Origin of the sequence: Enterococcus sp. HMSC072F02, assembly GCF_001837725.1 — a bacterium.
Lineage (GTDB): Bacteria > Bacillota > Bacilli > Lactobacillales > Enterococcaceae > Enterococcus_B > Enterococcus_B lactis.
Genome location: NZ_KV833934.1, coordinates 1 through 16,114, shown reverse-complemented (window position 1 = coordinate 16,114; position 16,114 = coordinate 1). Strand labels below are relative to the sequence as shown.

The following is a 16,114-nucleotide window of genomic DNA, read 5'->3' as shown; positions in this document are numbered from 1 at the left end:
TCTAACTTAATTTTACAATTCGCGTTATTTAAAACTTTGCAACAGAACCCAATCATTTGAGAAGTTAAAACCTACACATGAAGGTAGGTATTCTAGAAGATTGAATAGACAACACCGGGTTGTTTATAAGGTAGATGAAGATGAACACGTGGTTGAAATTTATTCAGCAAGGACGCATTACGAGTCACAGTAATTACTTGTAAATACATTATCTCGTGGTATAATGTATTTACTAAGTAATTACATACTGTTAGAAATGAGGGATTTAAATGATTACAAAAACAAGAAAACAAGGCAATTCAATCATGTTGACAGTACCTAAAGATTTTAATGTTCCTAATGGAGTCGAAGTTGAAGCAAAGTTGGTAGAGAATGGTATTCTTTATGAATTTGTTGAACCACAAAAAGAATTTTATGATTTTAGCGAAGATATTTTGTCTGATATAATTGCAGAAGGCTACGATAAAGATGAGATTCTTGTAGAATTTAAGAATAGAAAAAACAAAATGCATTCTTCCTTTAGAGATATTGCTGAAGATACACTTACTAATTCTAAAGCAATGACTAAAGAGGAGTTGGCAACAGAAATTGGCTTATGAAATCGTTCCTTCAAAACATGTCATTAAGTATTTAAAAAAGCTAAAAGAGAAGCCATTGAAAGAAAAATTTTTGAATTTAATTTATGATGAAATTGCGATTGATCCATATAAGGGTGAACAAAAAACTGGGGATTTATCAGGTATTTGGTCTAGTGGGTTCAAATATGCGGGCACAACATATAGAGTAGCTTACGAGATTATAGAAAACAAGGTTATTCCAGTATTGTTATGTGGAACGCATGAAAGCTTTTATGAACAGTTGAAAAAATTAATCTAGTGATTTGTTGTCGTTCTTAAGAAGGACGGCTTCTTTTTTATCGAAAATCTGATTCGTCTACATGACTAAAGTCGCGAGTATTCTCTGCTTCTAGATAAATTAAATAACGTCATTACTTTGAGGAAAGCTAGAAATCAATATATTTCAGCTTTTCCTTATTTATGTACTACCTTTTACTTATTAATTGTAAGGTAGTACATATATATCTTTTTTTTGGTAGTAACTAAAAATAAATATGTTATAATAGTATCAAATGAATATTGCTAAAAGAAAAGAGGTAGGAACGTGGTAGCGAAGAAATATGTAATCGGTAATTTTAAAGGTGGCGTAGGTAAAAGTACGTGCGCGCAAATGTTAGGGTTTGAATCAGCAGTTAATGAAGGAAAAAGAACCTTGATAATTGACTTGGATATGCAAGGAAATACTTCTGATGTGATGAACTTAACGCATATGAACTTCACTAACGAAGAAGGAGGCGGAGAAGGTGAACCGATTGTTTACGAAAATACTGTGACTGACGTGTTGATAAACAATCTTCCACCTAAAGAGGCTGTCTATAAAGTAATCAATAACCTCTATATACTTCCAGCAGACATGTCCTTTGAAATGTATGATGATTGGATCAAAGACCAATATAATGATTCATTATCCCAATTCAAATATATGAAAGAAAAGCTAGAACCATTATTTGATGAGTTTGACGTCATCTATTTAGATGTCCCACCTTCTATTTCTGTATATAGTAAATCCGCGATGTACATTGCGGACTGGGCAATCGTCGTCTTACAGACCCAAGTAAAATCGATGAGAAATGCGATGCAATATCTTGAGTATATGGACTTTTTTGTGAAAGAATTTGATACAAATTTATATGTTGCTGGTGTTATTCCTTTCATGTTGGAAAGCGGTGACGCAGTAGATCAGGAAATGTATAAACAAGCCCAAGAGATTTATGGGGAACATTTGATTAAAAATGTTGTACTCAAAAATGCACGCTTAAAACGATACGACGGATCAGGTATTACGATGGAGAAGACAAAGAAAGGTCTCTTAAAACAATGGGATCGCAAAAGCCACGAATTATTTATCAGTATTTTGAAAGAATTGGAAGAACACGAGAATTGGTATGCGGAGGTGGAGTAATTGGCTGACATCAAAGGACTTGATATTTTTGGGAACAACAAAGGACTCGCCAAAATAAAAAAAGAAGCAGAAGCAAAGAAAAAGCAGCAAGCAATTACACCATCTGAAAATAAGCAATTAGAAGTGCACCAAGTTCAAGAAATAAAAACTTCCTCCAATGTTGAAAGACAGAGTAGAGGAAGAACAAAAAAAGTTGGCGCACCAATCAGAAAGTTTGATAAGGTTTATTCCACCAAGCATCCTTTAAAACTGTCGACTTTGTTAAATGCGACTTCCAGAGTTTTAGTAGAAAAGTATGAGACTAATATGACAAGAGATGAATTGCTTAGAAAAGCTTTAGATGAGTATATTAAACAGAATCTTACGCAAGAAGATAAGCAAGATTTGTTTAATGACGTGGTGAAAGAACTAGACTTGTTCAGAGAAAAATATCCAATTGTTCCAGAATTAGATGATCGTGGAGAAATAATAAGAACTACCAGTCAGATAAAACAAGATACCGAAGACTCACTGCGCAAAGGGTGGGGAATGAATAATAAAGTTAGATAGAACCCCCTTTTTATAGCATAAAAAAGATTTAGAAGGATATATGATCCTATTGCATGAGAAGTACAATAAAATTAATAAGAAGTAACATTAACGAAAAAACGTGGAAATTATTCAGTGAATACAAAGAAATTAAATCTTGAAAAGTAATGGAGTATGGCTTGGAAAAGTTCAAAAAATATCAAGACAAGCTTCTCAAAAAAAGGGATTTTGATATCCAATAAAAAGAGTGAATCATTGTACTGCCCTCCAAAAAAGTAGTACCAAAAATCTAAATTTTTTGGAGGATTTTACATGACTCACTCTTTTTTTATCAAAGAAAGTATTTTCCAAGCAGTTTTTTCATCCAAAAATAAATCTGTAAAAAAATTACCATTCAAGGCGCCTAAACAACTCTCCGCTTTGAACTTACTTTTACAAATACCAATTCGTTTTGGAATATCGAAAATTTCTTTTAAAGAAAGACCAAAAGTCTTATCCTCAGATGCTTTGATGAATTCACCATTGATATTGAAGGGTCTTCCGTAAAGAAATCCAACAGTATCCGTCATGCTTGGAAATAGGATTTTACGATGCTTGTTCCAGGGTTCGACAGAATCAATAGAGGATAAGGTGCCAATTCCAGAAATTAACATATCTGCATGCGAAGCGGTTGCTAAGGTATTAGCTAAAGAAGGTTCTAGAGCCATTAGTTCACGTGCAGTTTCATTGATGACATATAAAGGAATACTGAGAGTCAAATAAGAAGACTCATAACGTTCAGCAGCTTTTTGAACTAATCGTGTGGAGCCAGCTAAGGAATTATATTTTCCGATTTCGCCAATGAATTGAGTAAAAATTAATTCTTCACGAGCACCCATTTTAAACTGATCAATCACTTTGTAAACGGTATCTCCCCAAGATAGTGCAACCACATTGGCTTTCTTAATTAATTCTTGAATGTAATCGGCAGCAAATTTTGAAAATAATAAATCGTGTTGTGATAAGTCTTCACTACTTTTTAATATATAGATATTCGTTTTAAAGTAATTTTTGAAGATTTCTTCTAGCTCATAATTCCTAGCATACGGAGAATTAATTGAAATACTAACTAATTGTTTTTCACGTGCATCTTCAATATATTTTAAAGCTTTATATCTGGTGATCCCATATTTTTTAGAAATTTCACTAATATTGATATCCTCGAGATAATAGTCTTCACAAATTTTTACAAGGAGTGATTCATAGTCAGAGAATTCCAGATGCATAGTATAGCTCCTAACTTTTTCAAATAGATATTTTTTCTCATTATACCAAAAAAATTGAATTTAGTCTTTTTTTAAATTTTTAAAAATAAGCATCATTTTTTTAAAATTTAAAATGAAAGGGTTTTTTTATTTTAAAAAAAGTGTTAAAGTGGTTTTGTAATAAAAAAATGTAAAAAGGAGTGAAGGTATGCTTGATGAAGTTTTAGAAATCCATAAAAAAAATGTAGGTGTTTTACGGATGGAAACAACAGAAGCCGTGCAAGATGATCAAGATTTAGCAAAAATGTACACCCCAGGTGTAGCAGAACTAAGTTTAATGATTGAGAAAAATCATGCTTTGGCAAGAGAATTAACAATTAGTGGTAAATTAGTGGCCGTTATTACAGACGGGTCGGCGGTATTAGGTCTTGGAAATGTAGGAAACCAAGCTGGATTACCAATCGTCGAAGGGAAAGCGCTGCTTTATAAAAATTTAGCAGGTGTCAATGCGATTCCATTAGCCATCGAACAAAAATCAGTAGACGAGATTGTACAAACAATTGTCAATTTGCAAAATAGTTTTGCAGGGATCCATTTAGAAGATATTGCAGCACCGAAGTGTTTTGAGATTGAAGAAAAATTACAAGAAAAACTTTCTATTCCTGTGTATCATGACGATCAAGAAGGAACAGCGATAGTCGTTTTAGCTGGATTGATCAATGCTGCTAAGATCCAAAGGAAAACATTAACTGAACTTCGAGTTTTGATCAACGGCATGGGAGCATCTGGGGTTGCAACAGCTAGACTATTAATCGCTGCTGGTATCAAAAATCTAACATTGGTGGATAAACAAGGGAGATTAAAGAAGCAAGATAGTACATTAAATAAATATCAAAGAGAGTTGTTGGATCATATACATGATACAAATAATAATGCAAGCGTTTTGGAAGATGCAATCGTTGGACAAGATGTTTTTATCGGTCTTTCAATAGGAAATGTTTTAACGCCTGAAATGATTGGAAAAATGAATGATAATCCGATTATTTTTGCTTTAGCCAATCCAGTACCAGAGATCACACCCGATTTAGCAAAAGAATCTGGTGCAAAGCTAATCGCTACAGGTTCTTCGAAATATCCTAACCAAGTAAACAATATTTTAGTATTTCCCGGATTGTTCAAGGGACTATTACTATCGAAAGCGAATAAAGTCGATCTTTCATTACAACTTGAAGTAGCCAAACAATTAGCTGCTAAGGTCGCAGAGCCTACGGTAGAAAAATTCATCCCTAATGTTTTTGATGAAGGAGTCGCAAACGTCGTTTCACAGGCAGTTTTGGATTATTTACAAAAACTAAATGAAAACGAGGATAATATACATGCTGAAAACATTAAATAGAATTAAAATTGGTTTTATTCCTTTATCTCTTTATATCATTTTGGTACTCGCGTATCTTGCAATGACGATAAGCAATATCGTTCCAGAAAATGATATGTTAGTTTCTTTGGGTATTATGACTGTTTTTGCTTATTTATTAGAAGAAATTGGTAAAACTATTCCTATTTTAAAAGATTTAGGTGGTAAAGTATTAGTTGTTACATTTTTGCCTGCATTTCTAGTCTATAAACATTGGCTACCTCAAAGTACTGTAACTGTGGTTTCTGATTTTATGAATAATAACAATTTCTTGATGTTCTTTATCACACTACTAGTTGTCGGCAGTATTGCTTCAATGAATCGGCAAACATTGGTTAAAGCAACTTCACGTATTATCATTATTTTAATTTTATGCGATGTGATTGGTTCTTTGATAGGAACAGGTGTGGGAATACTCCTTGGGCTATCTGCTTGGAATGCGTATTTCTTTATCGTTGCGCCGATTATGGCTGGTGGTGTTGGGGAAGGAGCAATGCCATTATCGATTGGTTATGCAGCAATATTATCTGGTATGGGACAAAATGATATCTTTGGGAAGATTCTACCGTGTGTGATGTTGGGAAGTTTAGTCGCAGTTCTACTGTCTGGTATGCTCAAAAAAATTGGAGAGAAATACCCACAATTAAATGGTCAGGGTAATTTGATCGATGGGGATGATGAACATTTAGAGAACTTGAAGGGTTCAGCTAAACCAGTCAATATTGAAAAAACATTGTTAGCAGGCGTGGTAGCAATAACGATTTATTTTGTTGCTGTCTATGTTGAGCACTTATTAAAATCACTCCTTGGCTTTTCTATTCCTTCACCTGTGATCTTATTAGTCTCTCTTATGGGGGCTAAAATGCTTGGTTTTATCCCTAAAAATATCGAAGAAGGTGGAAATTCGTTGTATGGATTCACTGTTCGTGGGATCACACCTCCCTTACTTTTTGGCGTAGGGGTTGCAAAAACAGATTGGTTAGAGCTGATCGAAGTATTTAAAAATCCTGCAACGATAGTAACAATCATTGTGACGGTAGTAGCTATTGTCGCTACAGCTTTTATCGCCGCAAAATTTTTAAAAATGTACCCAGTTGATACTGCCATCGCAGTTTCATGTTGTAGCGGACAAGGCGGTACAGGTGCTTTAGCTATCTTAGCTGCGGGTGATCGCATGGAATTAATGCCATTTGCACAAGTTGCTGTTCGACTAGGGGGTGCTATGACCGTAACGTTCGCTATCTTTTTAATGGGTCTGCTATCATAAGAACATAAAGAAAGGACGTGACCATGTGTTTGATCAAACAGATATCCAACGATTATTTTTAAAAAATAACTATATCAAAGACCAATGGGAAAATCTTTTGCTTGATTCAGGAATACAAAAGAAGCAAATCGAAGATTTTCAACATTTAGATCAAACATTGGGTATATACCATAAAGAAAAGTTAGTAGGAACAGTATCTTATCAAAACAACGTGATTAAATATATCGCCGTGTCTGAAAAATATAAAGATGGTGGACATACATTTAATGTACTAGTCTCTGCAATAATTCAGGCAATGAGTCAACAAGAGATTTTTCATTATATTGTTTTCACGAAACCGCGCTATCAAAAAAGTTTTAACTTTTTAGGTTTTGAAACAATCGTATCTACCCCAAAAATAGCTGTATTAGAAATGGGAGATAGTTCTATAAAACAGTACCTAGAGAGGATTCCTAAAGTGAATGGTGAAAAAAAAGCAGCAATTGTCATGAATGCGAACCCATTTACAGAAGGGCATTATTATTTAGTAAAACAAGCTGCCAATAACAACGATTGGGTATATGTATTTGTACTCGAAAAAGAACAAAATCTTTTTTCGACGAAGGACCGACTCAAATTAGTTCAACAAGGATTACAAAAACTGAAAAATGTCATTGTTCTATCAGGTGGCGAGTATATTATTAGCCCTGCAACGTTTCCCACCTATTTTTTACGAGAAGATGATGAAATAGCAAAGGAGCAAATGGTCGTAGATGCTACTTTATTCAAAGAAAGAATTGCCACTTATTTAGATATCTCTGCTAGATATGTGGGAGAAGAACCACTTTCCCCAATGACTCGTTCATATAACGACATACTGGAAACGATTTTACCCCCTGAAATAAAAGTTCATGTCCTTGCAAGGAAGAAAACGGAACAACACCAAGTTATTTCTGCTTCTCAAGTTCGTAAAGCGTATCTTGCTGGGCAATTGGAAAAAATAAAATATATGGTTCCAGAAACAACCTATCAATACTTAAAAAATAAAAGGGAGCGTTAAGTAATGGAAATAAATAAATCAGCGATTGCTGGAACATTAGAGTCAAGTGATGTCCAAATTATGATTTCACCGAATACAGAAGGAATAGAAATCGATTTAGACAGTCAAGTGATTGAGCAATTTGGAAAACAAATCAAAAAAGTTATCTATGACACACTAGCAGTTTATCAGATTAAAAACGTAAAACTCAAGGTAGTAGATAAAGGGGCATTAGATTGTGTTATTGTTGCACGATTAAAAACAGCGATCCATCGTTCCTTAGGTATCCAACACCAAGAAACACCGTGGGAGGTTTAATTAGATGATGAAAGAACGTTTGAGAAGAACAATGATGTTTGTTCCAGGAAATAATCCAGCGATGATCAAAGATGCAGGTATTTATGGTGCTGACTCGATTATGTTCGACCTGGAAGATGCAGTGTCTATGGCAGAAAAAGACAGCGCAAGAATGCTTGTGGCTGAGGCATTGAAAACAGTGGATTATGGTGACATAGAATTAATTGTTCGAATAAATGACCTGCACTCAGAATTTGGACGTGCAGACATTTTTGCAATGGTTAAAGCCGGCGCGCATGTATTACGTTTACCTAAAACAGAAACCTCTGAAGATATAACAGAAGTAGAAAAAGTGATTATAGAAGCAGAAAACTATCATAATGTTCCGATAGGGCGAACATTGATGATGGCAGCCATTGAAGGTGCTTCTGGTGTATTGAACGCACCTGCGATCGCCAAAGCATCTGATCGATTGATTGGAATCGCCATTGGGGCAGAAGACTATGTGACAAATATGAAAACCAAACGATATCCAGATGGAAACGAATTGTTTTTTGCTCGCAGTATGATCGTTCATGCTGCACGTGCAGCAGGCATTTCCGCATTTGACACTGTTTACTCTGATGTGGATGATATGGAAGGATTTTTAAACGAAGTACGTTTAATCCATCAATTAGGTTTTGATGGAAAATCTTGTATCAATCCACGGCAAATTCCAGTAGTCAATACTGTTTATCAGCCGTCAATCAAAGAAATCAAACGATCACTAGACATCATCTCGGCAATCGAAGAAGCAAAAGAAAAAGGTTCTGGCGTAATTTCTTTAAATGGAAAAATGATCGATAAACCAATTGTAGAACGTGCACAACGGACATTGATGTTAGCAAAAGCATCACGATTGATTGATGAGGAGGGAAATATCCATGCATAATAAACAAAGACGTAGCATTCCATCAAGTGTTTTAACAAAGTATAAAAAAGAATTCCAAAGTGTTTCATTATCGCCACAAACGATTCAACGTTGTGCACCAAAAGTAACGACTGTAACTAATCAGACAAATAAATTGATGCACTCGATCAAAGAAGCTATAGAAAAATCGGGCTTAAAAGATGGAATGACGATTTCATTTCATCATCATTTAAGAGAAGGTGATTTTGTTTTTAACCAAGTGATGGCCGTGATCCGTGAAATGGGCATCAAAGAATTGACCTTAGCACCAAGTTCTTTAACGAACACTATGAATGAGATGGTTATTGAATGCATCAAGGACGGTACAGTAACTCATATCACAAGCAGTGGGATGCGCGGCAGCTTAGGTGAATTTATTTCTCATGGAGGAATGGACAATCCTGTGATTTTACGTTCTCATGGTAATCGTCCACGTGCAATTGAAAGTGGTGAATTGAAAATCGATGTTGCATTTCTAGGAGTACCAACATCTGATGATTATGGAAATGCTAATGCGACTGTTGGAAAATCCGTTTTTGGTTCATTAGGGTATGCAAAAGTAGATGCACAATATGCAGATAAAGTCATTCTTCTAACTGATCATTTAGTTCCTTACCCTAATACGCCCATTAGTATTCCGCAAACACAAGTCGACTATGTCGTGGAAGTAGAAGCAATTGGTGATCCGAATAAAATCGGTGCTGGTGCTACACGGTTTACTAAAAACCCAAAAGAATTAAAAATTGCTGAAATGGTCAAAGATGTCATTGTTCACTCACCTTATTTCAAAGATGGCTTTTCTTTTCAAACAGGAACGGGTGGTGCAGCTTTAGCAGTAACGCGTTACTTAGCTAGTGAAATGGAAGAAAAACAGATCAAAGCTTCTTTTGCATTAGGTGGCATCACTAAACCAACGGTTGATTTATTGGAAAAAGGTCTTGTTGAAAAAGTGTTAGATGTCCAAGACTTTGACAAAGGAGCAGCTGAAGGAATGGCGCGGCTTGAGAACCAACAGGAGATCGATGCTTCCTTTTATGCTGATCCAAGTAATAAAGGAGCGGTTGTTAACCAATTAGATGTCGCTATTTTATCTGCATTAGAAATTGACACAAACTTCAATGTAAATGTTATGACTGGTTCAGATGGTGTGCTAAGAGGTGCGATTGGTGGACATCAAGATGCAGCAACGGCTAAACTTACTATCATCTCAGCGCCGTTAGTACGTGGCCGAATACCTACAGTAGTAAATGACGTTACTACATTGATCACACCAGGGAAAAGTATCGATGTATTAGTCACAGAAGTAGGGGTTGCTATCAATCCCCAACGTAAAGATCTAATAGCTATTTTTGAAAGAATTCCACAAATTCCTGTTTTTACAATAGAAGAATTACAGCAAAAAGCAGAAAAAATAGTAGGCATCCCGGAACCTTTGCAATTCACAGATCGGATAGTTGCCTATGTAGAATACCGAGATGGTTCAATTTTAGATGTCGTTCGTCAGGTGAAAGAATTTGAAGAAGAGAGATCATGATGTTTGATACTGGAGAAATTCAAGAAATCGAGGATATTTTGATCCATAAAGAACAACGTGCTAACTTGCAAAGCAACCTGCTTTCCAAGTATTCAAATAGTTCATTGATGGTCTTTACATTGAATATTCCTGGGCCGATCAAAAATAATCCAATGATTGAGCAGGTATTTCGTCAGGGACAGCAGTCAATTCAGCAAATGTTTTTAAAAAAAAAGGTGGAAATGACGTACACAAAAGAAATCAATTTGCCAAGTGGATTGGACTGGTACGTAATAGTAACAGAAGCACCTTTGAATCTCAAAAAATGGTTGGTCACGTTAGAAGAGCAAGACGCATTAGGTAGACTTTTTGATTTAGATGTCTTGTTCAAAAAAGGAGAGCAGATAACAATTGTCAGTCGCCAAGCTCTTAATCATGGGGAACGTCCTTGTTTTATTTGTGGGAAATCAGCAAAGGTATGTGCACGTAATCGTACACATACTGTGAAAGAAATGCAAAAGAAAATCGAACAAATAGTAGCCGATTCCTTAAAAGGAGCATTGAAACATGCATGATAATATTCAAAAAATAGCACAAGAAGCACAATTAGCGATGCTTTATGAAGTTACATGTATCAATAAACCAGGATTGGTTGATCCAGTAGACCCCGGGTCTCATAAAGATATGGACATTTTTACTTTTCTACAAAGTAGTGTAGTTTTGACTCCCTATTTTGAAGAATTTATCCAAACAGGATTGGACCGACAACATCAACCAATTGAAGAAACCTTTATGGCGATTCGACAGATTGGTTTAGAGGCTGAAACTGCGATGTTCTCAGTGACAAATGGTATAAATACACATAAAGGTGCTATCTTTTCATTGGGGATTTTTCTTGCTATTTGTGGCCGGTTAACTATTTGGAAAGTTCCTTGTAAAAAAAGTTTCTTTCAAAAAGAAATTCAAAAAATGACGAAAAATCTACTTAACGATTTTGGGAAGATTGATCAAACAAAACCAAAAGCATGGACTTGGGGAGAATATCTATTTGTTAACCATGGATTGACAGGGATACGAGGGGAAGCCAAAAGAGGTTATCCTTGTGTTTTTGACCGAGGATTGCCTTATTATCAAGCATATCAAGGGTCGCAACAAGATAAGATGATAGACACTTTACTTTTTCTATCAATGGAAGTAGAAGATACCAATTTGATCAAACGAAGTAATAATAGACATGTTTTTGAAGAGTATCAATTACTTATTCGTCCTTATTTTGAATTAGGGGGTGTAAAAACCATACAAGGTAAAAAATATTTGGATTACCTAAATCAGCAATTTAAAAAGAAAAATTGGAGTATTGGTGGAAGTGCAGACTTATTGATCCTTACAATCTTTTTAGATAAAATCATGGACAAAGGATGGTTATGTTGATACTATAATACAGTATTTTGTATTAGTAAGCTAATAACTAAAAAATGGTTCAATACAAATATTTTATAAAAAATGGTAGTGCCTATCCTTTCAGATTGTAGACAAAGAAAAATTTCTTTGTCTACAATTTTTGGCTCTAAGTCAAATCGTGTTGTTTTCGTTAAATCACTGAAAGGAAATGCTTCGGCGTTTCCTTTTTTCTTTTTGATTTTTTGTTCAAATAATGTCGCAAAGATTCTGTTGAATCAGAGTTCGCATACGAAGGTGGCGAAAGGTTCTAAAACCAAACGCCACTCTCTTGATCACTTTAATCAAGTTATTCTTCCCTTCAAGTTTTCCGTTCGAATAGGGGTATTTTAACGCATTGATAATCGCTTGTTTGTGTTTGTTTAAGTAAAGAACCGCTTTTTTAAATGTTGGATCAAGCATCGTGGGTAAGTGATCAATGTGTTCGTAAAAGTCTTTATAATCTTTGGTATCAAAGGCATCCAACAAATTTTGATACCCATCATAGCTTGTCCGTAAGTGCTCGTCAATCGATAATAAATAGTCCAATACTTCCGATTCCGTCAGGTATTTCCGTTGGAAAAGCGGGTATTGTTTGAGCGAAGAATAATTGATTTTTCTATTTTTCTTCAGAATGGTTCGCCAATATTTCTTAAGCTTGCGATACTTTTTCATGGCTTGCGGGTCGCTCTTTTTCAAGTGATTCATGGTTTTTATCCGTTGTTTGTTAAATGCACGATTAAGTTGTTGGATCACATGAAATCGATCAATGGAAATCCGAGCATTTGGGAAAACGACCTTTGTCACAGAATCATAGCCCGCATTCATATCCATCACGACATGAGAAACGTTTTTCCGTGCGTGATAAGTAAAGCGCATGAAATAGGCGATCAGCTTGAAGCTTCTTCGATCCTCTAAAATATCAAAGATTTTCCCCGTGTCCGCGTCACTGAGAATAAAACACATGGCGCCCTGACAGTCCTTAGTTCCTTTGAATTCATCAATCAATAGATGTTTGGGTAAGTAATTGGGCTTCAGTCGTGGTTCTTCAAAAAAAGAATCCAAGACCCGTTCGACCGTTTTAGCGGAAACCAAGTAACGTTGAGCGATATCTTTCATCGAAATTTTCTTCTTTAAATCAACAGCGATCGCAAACTTGAGCGCTTGGGAGAGATAACAGTTTTCTGCGACATAATAGGTTTTAGCTGAAAAGGTATGGTGACACTGTTTACAATAAAACCGTTGTTTATAGAGATGAAGATAGGTAGACACCTCTTGATAAGGGAGTAATTGAATCCAGCTATCTTTGTAGCCATGATGGATGACGGAGTCGTATCCGCAACACTCACACCGAGGAGACGGATAGCTCAGTCGACCAGTAAAGACGGTGGCCATTCTGTTATGTACTTTTTCTTTTGAGACGGCGTCTTTAGAAAAAGTAATGTTGGAATCGTGAATATTTAGGATTTGTTTGATGGTTTTGTCTAGGCAATTATCTTTATATTTGATATTCTTAATACTGGACATTTGGTTCGCCTCCTATGATTGGGTTCAGCGATTTAATTATAGGACAACCAAATGTCTTTTTGTATAAAAAAAGACTTGGTGTTCTGGATAGGAAAATAGCCACCCTATACGCCCATATTATCACACGAACAGAGTGAGTTTTAACCAACACGCCTGACGATAAAACGAAATGTAAATTAAGGTTTATCGCACATTAACCACAAATGAAACTTGGTGGGTATAAATGCGCCCTCAAAAATAAGGGGTGCGTTTCGACAAAGTTAATCTGACAAATATTCCCTTAGCGATTTTTACAAAGGGCGCACTTATACCCACCAAATTTTTCTTACGAAAAATTGATCCGTTAGCGCTAAAAAAGAGTACATATCACTCACGTGACTTGTACTCTTTTTTCGTCAAGCGTGTTAGTTAAAATTCTCTTTGCTCATGTTGTAGATTATTTATTTTTTTGATTAACTTTCTTTTGGCAATCTTTGCATATACCATTCCTATGATCTTCTTTAGTTGAGTTCTCATAGAACTCATTTAATCTTTTTTCAATTGAACACATAGAACATTTTTTTGTTAAGGCTTTACCCATTTGACCAATCTCCTTACTTTTTCAAGTATATTTTTTTATTGTTAGATGTTTTTCCTATCATTTCTACAATCGAATTATTCTTCGCATAATCACTAAATAATCTCCCTAATAAAATTCGATCAGATTTACTAACCTCCTTCCATTCTAGGCCCGTATATAAATCAGGTAAAGTAAATTGAGTTTGTGGAGGAAGTTTTTTAACTCTTTGAATTGTATCGGCTATCAAAATATTAATAATAGTAACCTCCCTTCGTTAATTTATAATCTATTATGCATAAAAATATTGACAAAAGCAAACTTTATGGATAATAATATGCATATATAATTTTTTTAATAAAGGGGAATTTAAATGAAATTAACGAGCGCAGAACATACAATTATTCATACAGCATCAGTAGCAGCAGCAACAGCAGCAAGTCCCATACCATTTTCTGACGCAGCATTATTAATTCCGATTCAAACAACAATGATTACAGGTTTATATAAAGCTAATGGGGCTAATATTTCTCGAGGAGTTGTTGATGGAGCTTTAAAAGCAACTATAGTCTCAAGTTTAGGTAAGTCATTAGCAGGAAATCTTCTAAAACTTATTCCTGGGGTAGGCACAATTGCCGGTGGAACTTTAAATGCTGGAGTGTCAGTAGCTTTTACAGAAGCATTGGGATTTGCAGTCGTTAGCGAATTAAGAGGGGCAGATAATGCGGACATTATTGATCTAGCTAACGTAATTAAAGATGTCATTAATGGATTCACAAAAAAATAATATTATTTTGAATGTGAACTGCTCCCTGTCAAGTAGACAGTCGAAAAAAAACAAAAAGATTTGTTCGAGTTTCACTCGAACTGGCATTCAGAGGAGATATAGAAAGGAACTTTCTCTATCTCCTCTTACAGGTTAATAAAAAGTCTTAAGAGACAGCCTTATGTCTGATTTCCATCGGAGTTAGTCCGTCGTGTTTTATTGTGATTCGTTCATCTTCTTTCCTAAATTAAAAATCAGTAGCAAATGATAAGAATAAAAAGCAACTTTATTTCCACCACTGCCACCACTTTCTAGGTACTCCGTGTTGCTCTAGCGTTGTTTGTTCGTTTAACTGTTCCTGCAAAGATTTATTTTCACTTTTAAGCCTTTCTAATTCTTCTTGCGGTTGATACTGATACTCTGCCTGTCCACCTCTTGTATCCTCTGGTGGCATTTTAAGAGCTTTTAAGTCTTTGGTTTCTGCCTTGTACTCTTCTAGCAATTTTTTATCCTGCAATGCTAACCGCTGCTGTTGGTCTAAGAGGTTTTGAGTTTGTTGAATAATTTTTTTTAATTCCGAATTTGATGTTTGTTCTATATCTAAAAATTTCTCTAAAACAAAAATTCTTTCTTTAAGATAAGATTTTTCTTCGTCTTCTTGATTACCTCCTAGACTATCTGCTTCGTCTAACCAACTTTTTATTAATGTTTGTTCTTTCTGAGATAACACTATTGTATTTTTTCCGGATATTTTTTTCCAATTTCCGATAGATAATTTTTGTTTCTTTTTTTCATAACTAATTTTATTTTGTAAATACTTTTTACTAATACCTAATTCATCCGCAAGCTCCTTAATGGTCTTTAAATTCTCACTCATGGCTTGCTCCTTTACCTCGAACACTTGCAGGGTCTGGTTGCTCAAGGTCTTGTAATTTTACATTTTGCAAGTATTGTTCAATCGCTTTTTTCAGATACTTAGCCATATTTCCTTTTGAATACGGTGCTTGTTTCTCACGTACATACGACAAGTGTGTTTTCACGCCCTCAAGTCCTCGTAAGGCTTTCAGTTCATCATAGCGTGGATAGACGTTCTTTTGTAAGCCTGCCATGAGTGCAAGGTCGGTCATTTCATACGGACTTAACAACATGGCATCTAGCAACAAGCGTGTGTATTTGCTTTACATAGCTTCCGTATACAAAGCTTGTTCGGTTTGTTCTTTTTTTGCCTGTTCTTCTTGGTACAATGGATCATCTAACTTGTAACTGGTATCGTCTGCTTGCCATTTTTTCGTGATATGAAAGACAATCGAATCAATCGAACGTCCCTTTTTGATTTTGTCATAGGCTACATTCAAATGGGTGTACCGGTTAATTTCTTCTATTGCTTTTTTTAGAACTCTAGTTTCAAAATGAGTAAACCGTTTGTATTCATTGACTGTATCGGTCATAGCTCGTAATTCCTGCATCGAAATAGACGGATGGCGGTAGGCTTCGACTTGCTCCTCTCTGCGCCCACCCTTAGAACTATAATGCTCGTATTGGTTATAGGGTTCTGTTGCAAAGTTTTAAATCTACTATC

At 35.3% G+C, this 16,114-nt stretch carries 18 protein-coding genes and 2 pseudogenes; 14 read left to right on the top strand and 6 right to left on the bottom strand.

The features are described from left to right. Positions 1 to 46: 46 nt before the first annotated feature. From HMPREF2731_RS04765 to HMPREF2731_RS04745, 5 genes and pseudogenes are all read left to right on the top strand, one after another. Positions 47 to 193, top strand: a pseudogene (locus HMPREF2731_RS04765) (Txe/YoeB family addiction module toxin); the annotation flags it as partial. A gap of 76 nt (positions 194 to 269) precedes the next feature. Then, the gene (locus HMPREF2731_RS04760; protein ID WP_070872424.1) at positions 270 to 599 is read left to right on the top strand and encodes an AbrB/MazE/SpoVT family DNA-binding domain-containing protein; all 330 of its coding nucleotides are present in this window, start codon (positions 270 to 272) and stop codon (positions 597 to 599) included. Beyond that, positions 589 to 876 carry a type II toxin-antitoxin system RelE/ParE family toxin gene (locus HMPREF2731_RS04755; RefSeq protein ID WP_024635912.1) on the top strand — a complete coding sequence of 96 codons (288 nt, stop codon included), beginning with the start codon at positions 589 to 591 and terminating at the stop codon, positions 874 to 876. The genes HMPREF2731_RS04760 and HMPREF2731_RS04755 overlap by 11 nt, the downstream gene beginning before the upstream one ends. A 285-nt stretch (positions 877 to 1,161) precedes the next feature. After that, the gene (locus tag HMPREF2731_RS04750) at positions 1,162 to 2,019 is read left to right on the top strand and encodes a ParA family protein (RefSeq protein ID WP_002292680.1); all 858 of its coding nucleotides are present in this window, start codon (positions 1,162 to 1,164) and stop codon (positions 2,017 to 2,019) included. Beyond that, entirely contained in the window at positions 2,020 to 2,568 is a 549-nt protein-coding gene (locus HMPREF2731_RS04745) for a hypothetical protein (RefSeq protein WP_002292681.1), read from the top strand. Positions 2,569 to 2,864: 296 nt separating this feature from the next. On the opposite strand, the gene HMPREF2731_RS04740 is transcribed toward HMPREF2731_RS04745, so the two are convergent. Continuing rightward, positions 2,865 to 3,812 carry a sugar-binding transcriptional regulator gene (locus HMPREF2731_RS04740; RefSeq protein WP_002303155.1) on the bottom strand — a complete coding sequence of 316 codons (948 nt, stop codon included), beginning with the start codon at positions 3,810 to 3,812 and terminating at the stop codon, positions 2,865 to 2,867. A gap of 187 nt (positions 3,813 to 3,999) precedes the next feature. Between HMPREF2731_RS04740 and HMPREF2731_RS04735 the strand changes: the two genes are divergently transcribed. Genes HMPREF2731_RS04735 through citG form a run of 8 tightly spaced genes read left to right on the top strand, consistent with a single transcriptional unit; the run spans position 4,000 to position 11,680 of the window. Next, the gene (locus HMPREF2731_RS04735) at positions 4,000 to 5,187 is read left to right on the top strand and encodes an NAD(P)-dependent malic enzyme (protein WP_024635911.1); all 1,188 of its coding nucleotides are present in this window, start codon (positions 4,000 to 4,002) and stop codon (positions 5,185 to 5,187) included. After that, the gene (locus HMPREF2731_RS04730) at positions 5,168 to 6,472 is read left to right on the top strand and encodes a 2-hydroxycarboxylate transporter family protein (protein ID WP_002303157.1); all 1,305 of its coding nucleotides are present in this window, start codon (positions 5,168 to 5,170) and stop codon (positions 6,470 to 6,472) included. The genes HMPREF2731_RS04735 and HMPREF2731_RS04730 overlap by 20 nt, the downstream gene beginning before the upstream one ends. A gap of 25 nt (positions 6,473 to 6,497) precedes the next feature. Continuing rightward, positions 6,498 to 7,511, top strand: a complete 1,014-nt coding sequence (citC, locus tag HMPREF2731_RS04725; protein ID WP_002303158.1) for a [citrate (pro-3S)-lyase] ligase — start codon at positions 6,498 to 6,500, stop codon at positions 7,509 to 7,511. A gap of 3 nt (positions 7,512 to 7,514) precedes the next feature. Further along, the gene (gene citD / locus HMPREF2731_RS04720; RefSeq protein ID WP_002303159.1) at positions 7,515 to 7,808 is read left to right on the top strand and encodes a citrate lyase acyl carrier protein; all 294 of its coding nucleotides are present in this window, start codon (positions 7,515 to 7,517) and stop codon (positions 7,806 to 7,808) included. Positions 7,809 to 7,812: 4 nt separating this feature from the next. Next, the gene (gene citE / locus HMPREF2731_RS04715; RefSeq protein ID WP_070872423.1) at positions 7,813 to 8,718 is read left to right on the top strand and encodes a citrate (pro-3S)-lyase subunit beta; all 906 of its coding nucleotides are present in this window, start codon (positions 7,813 to 7,815) and stop codon (positions 8,716 to 8,718) included. Then, positions 8,711 to 10,270, top strand: a complete 1,560-nt coding sequence (gene citF, locus HMPREF2731_RS04710) for a citrate lyase subunit alpha (RefSeq protein WP_002303161.1) — start codon at positions 8,711 to 8,713, stop codon at positions 10,268 to 10,270. The genes citE and citF overlap by 8 nt, the downstream gene beginning before the upstream one ends. Beyond that, positions 10,267 to 10,824 carry a citrate lyase holo-[acyl-carrier protein] synthase gene (gene citX, locus HMPREF2731_RS04705; RefSeq protein WP_002305953.1) on the top strand — a complete coding sequence of 186 codons (558 nt, stop codon included), beginning with the start codon at positions 10,267 to 10,269 and terminating at the stop codon, positions 10,822 to 10,824. Before citF ends, citX begins: the two co-directional genes overlap by 4 nt. Then, positions 10,817 to 11,680, top strand: coding sequence for a triphosphoribosyl-dephospho-CoA synthase CitG (gene citG, locus HMPREF2731_RS04700; protein ID WP_021109145.1), 864 nt, complete (start codon positions 10,817 to 10,819; stop codon positions 11,678 to 11,680). The genes citX and citG overlap by 8 nt, the downstream gene beginning before the upstream one ends. Before the next feature lie 216 nt (positions 11,681 to 11,896). On the opposite strand, the gene HMPREF2731_RS04695 is transcribed toward citG, so the two are convergent. The 3 genes from HMPREF2731_RS04695 to HMPREF2731_RS04690 form a co-directional block, all read right to left on the bottom strand. Beyond that, positions 11,897 to 13,213, bottom strand: a complete 1,317-nt coding sequence (locus tag HMPREF2731_RS04695) for an ISL3 family transposase (protein ID WP_024635910.1) — start codon at positions 13,211 to 13,213, stop codon at positions 11,897 to 11,899. 436 nt (positions 13,214 to 13,649) lie between these two features. Next, positions 13,650 to 13,793 carry a hypothetical protein gene (locus HMPREF2731_RS15025; RefSeq protein WP_172401398.1) on the bottom strand — a complete coding sequence of 48 codons (144 nt, stop codon included), beginning with the start codon at positions 13,791 to 13,793 and terminating at the stop codon, positions 13,650 to 13,652. A 13-nt stretch (positions 13,794 to 13,806) separates the two neighbouring features. Continuing rightward, complete coding sequence (locus tag HMPREF2731_RS04690; RefSeq protein ID WP_021109229.1) at positions 13,807 to 14,019, bottom strand: DUF1413 domain-containing protein; 213 nt, start codon at positions 14,017 to 14,019, stop codon at positions 13,807 to 13,809. Positions 14,020 to 14,142: 123 nt separating this feature from the next. On the opposite strand from HMPREF2731_RS04690, the gene HMPREF2731_RS04685 reads away from it, so the two are divergent. Continuing rightward, positions 14,143 to 14,556: a GTPase gene (locus tag HMPREF2731_RS04685; RefSeq protein WP_024635909.1), complete on the top strand. Its 414-nt coding sequence runs from the start codon at positions 14,143 to 14,145 to the stop codon at positions 14,554 to 14,556. Positions 14,557 to 14,821: 265 nt separating this feature from the next. Here HMPREF2731_RS04685 and HMPREF2731_RS04680 read toward each other — a convergent pair whose 3' ends face one another. Continuing rightward, the gene (locus tag HMPREF2731_RS04680; RefSeq protein WP_024635908.1) at positions 14,822 to 15,412 is read right to left on the bottom strand and encodes a hypothetical protein; all 591 of its coding nucleotides are present in this window, start codon (positions 15,410 to 15,412) and stop codon (positions 14,822 to 14,824) included. Next, positions 15,405 to 16,082, bottom strand: a pseudogene (locus tag HMPREF2731_RS04675) (RepB protein); the annotation flags it as partial. The gene HMPREF2731_RS04680 and the pseudogene HMPREF2731_RS04675, both read right to left, overlap by 8 nt. Between the last annotated feature and the right edge of the window lie 32 nt (positions 16,083 to 16,114).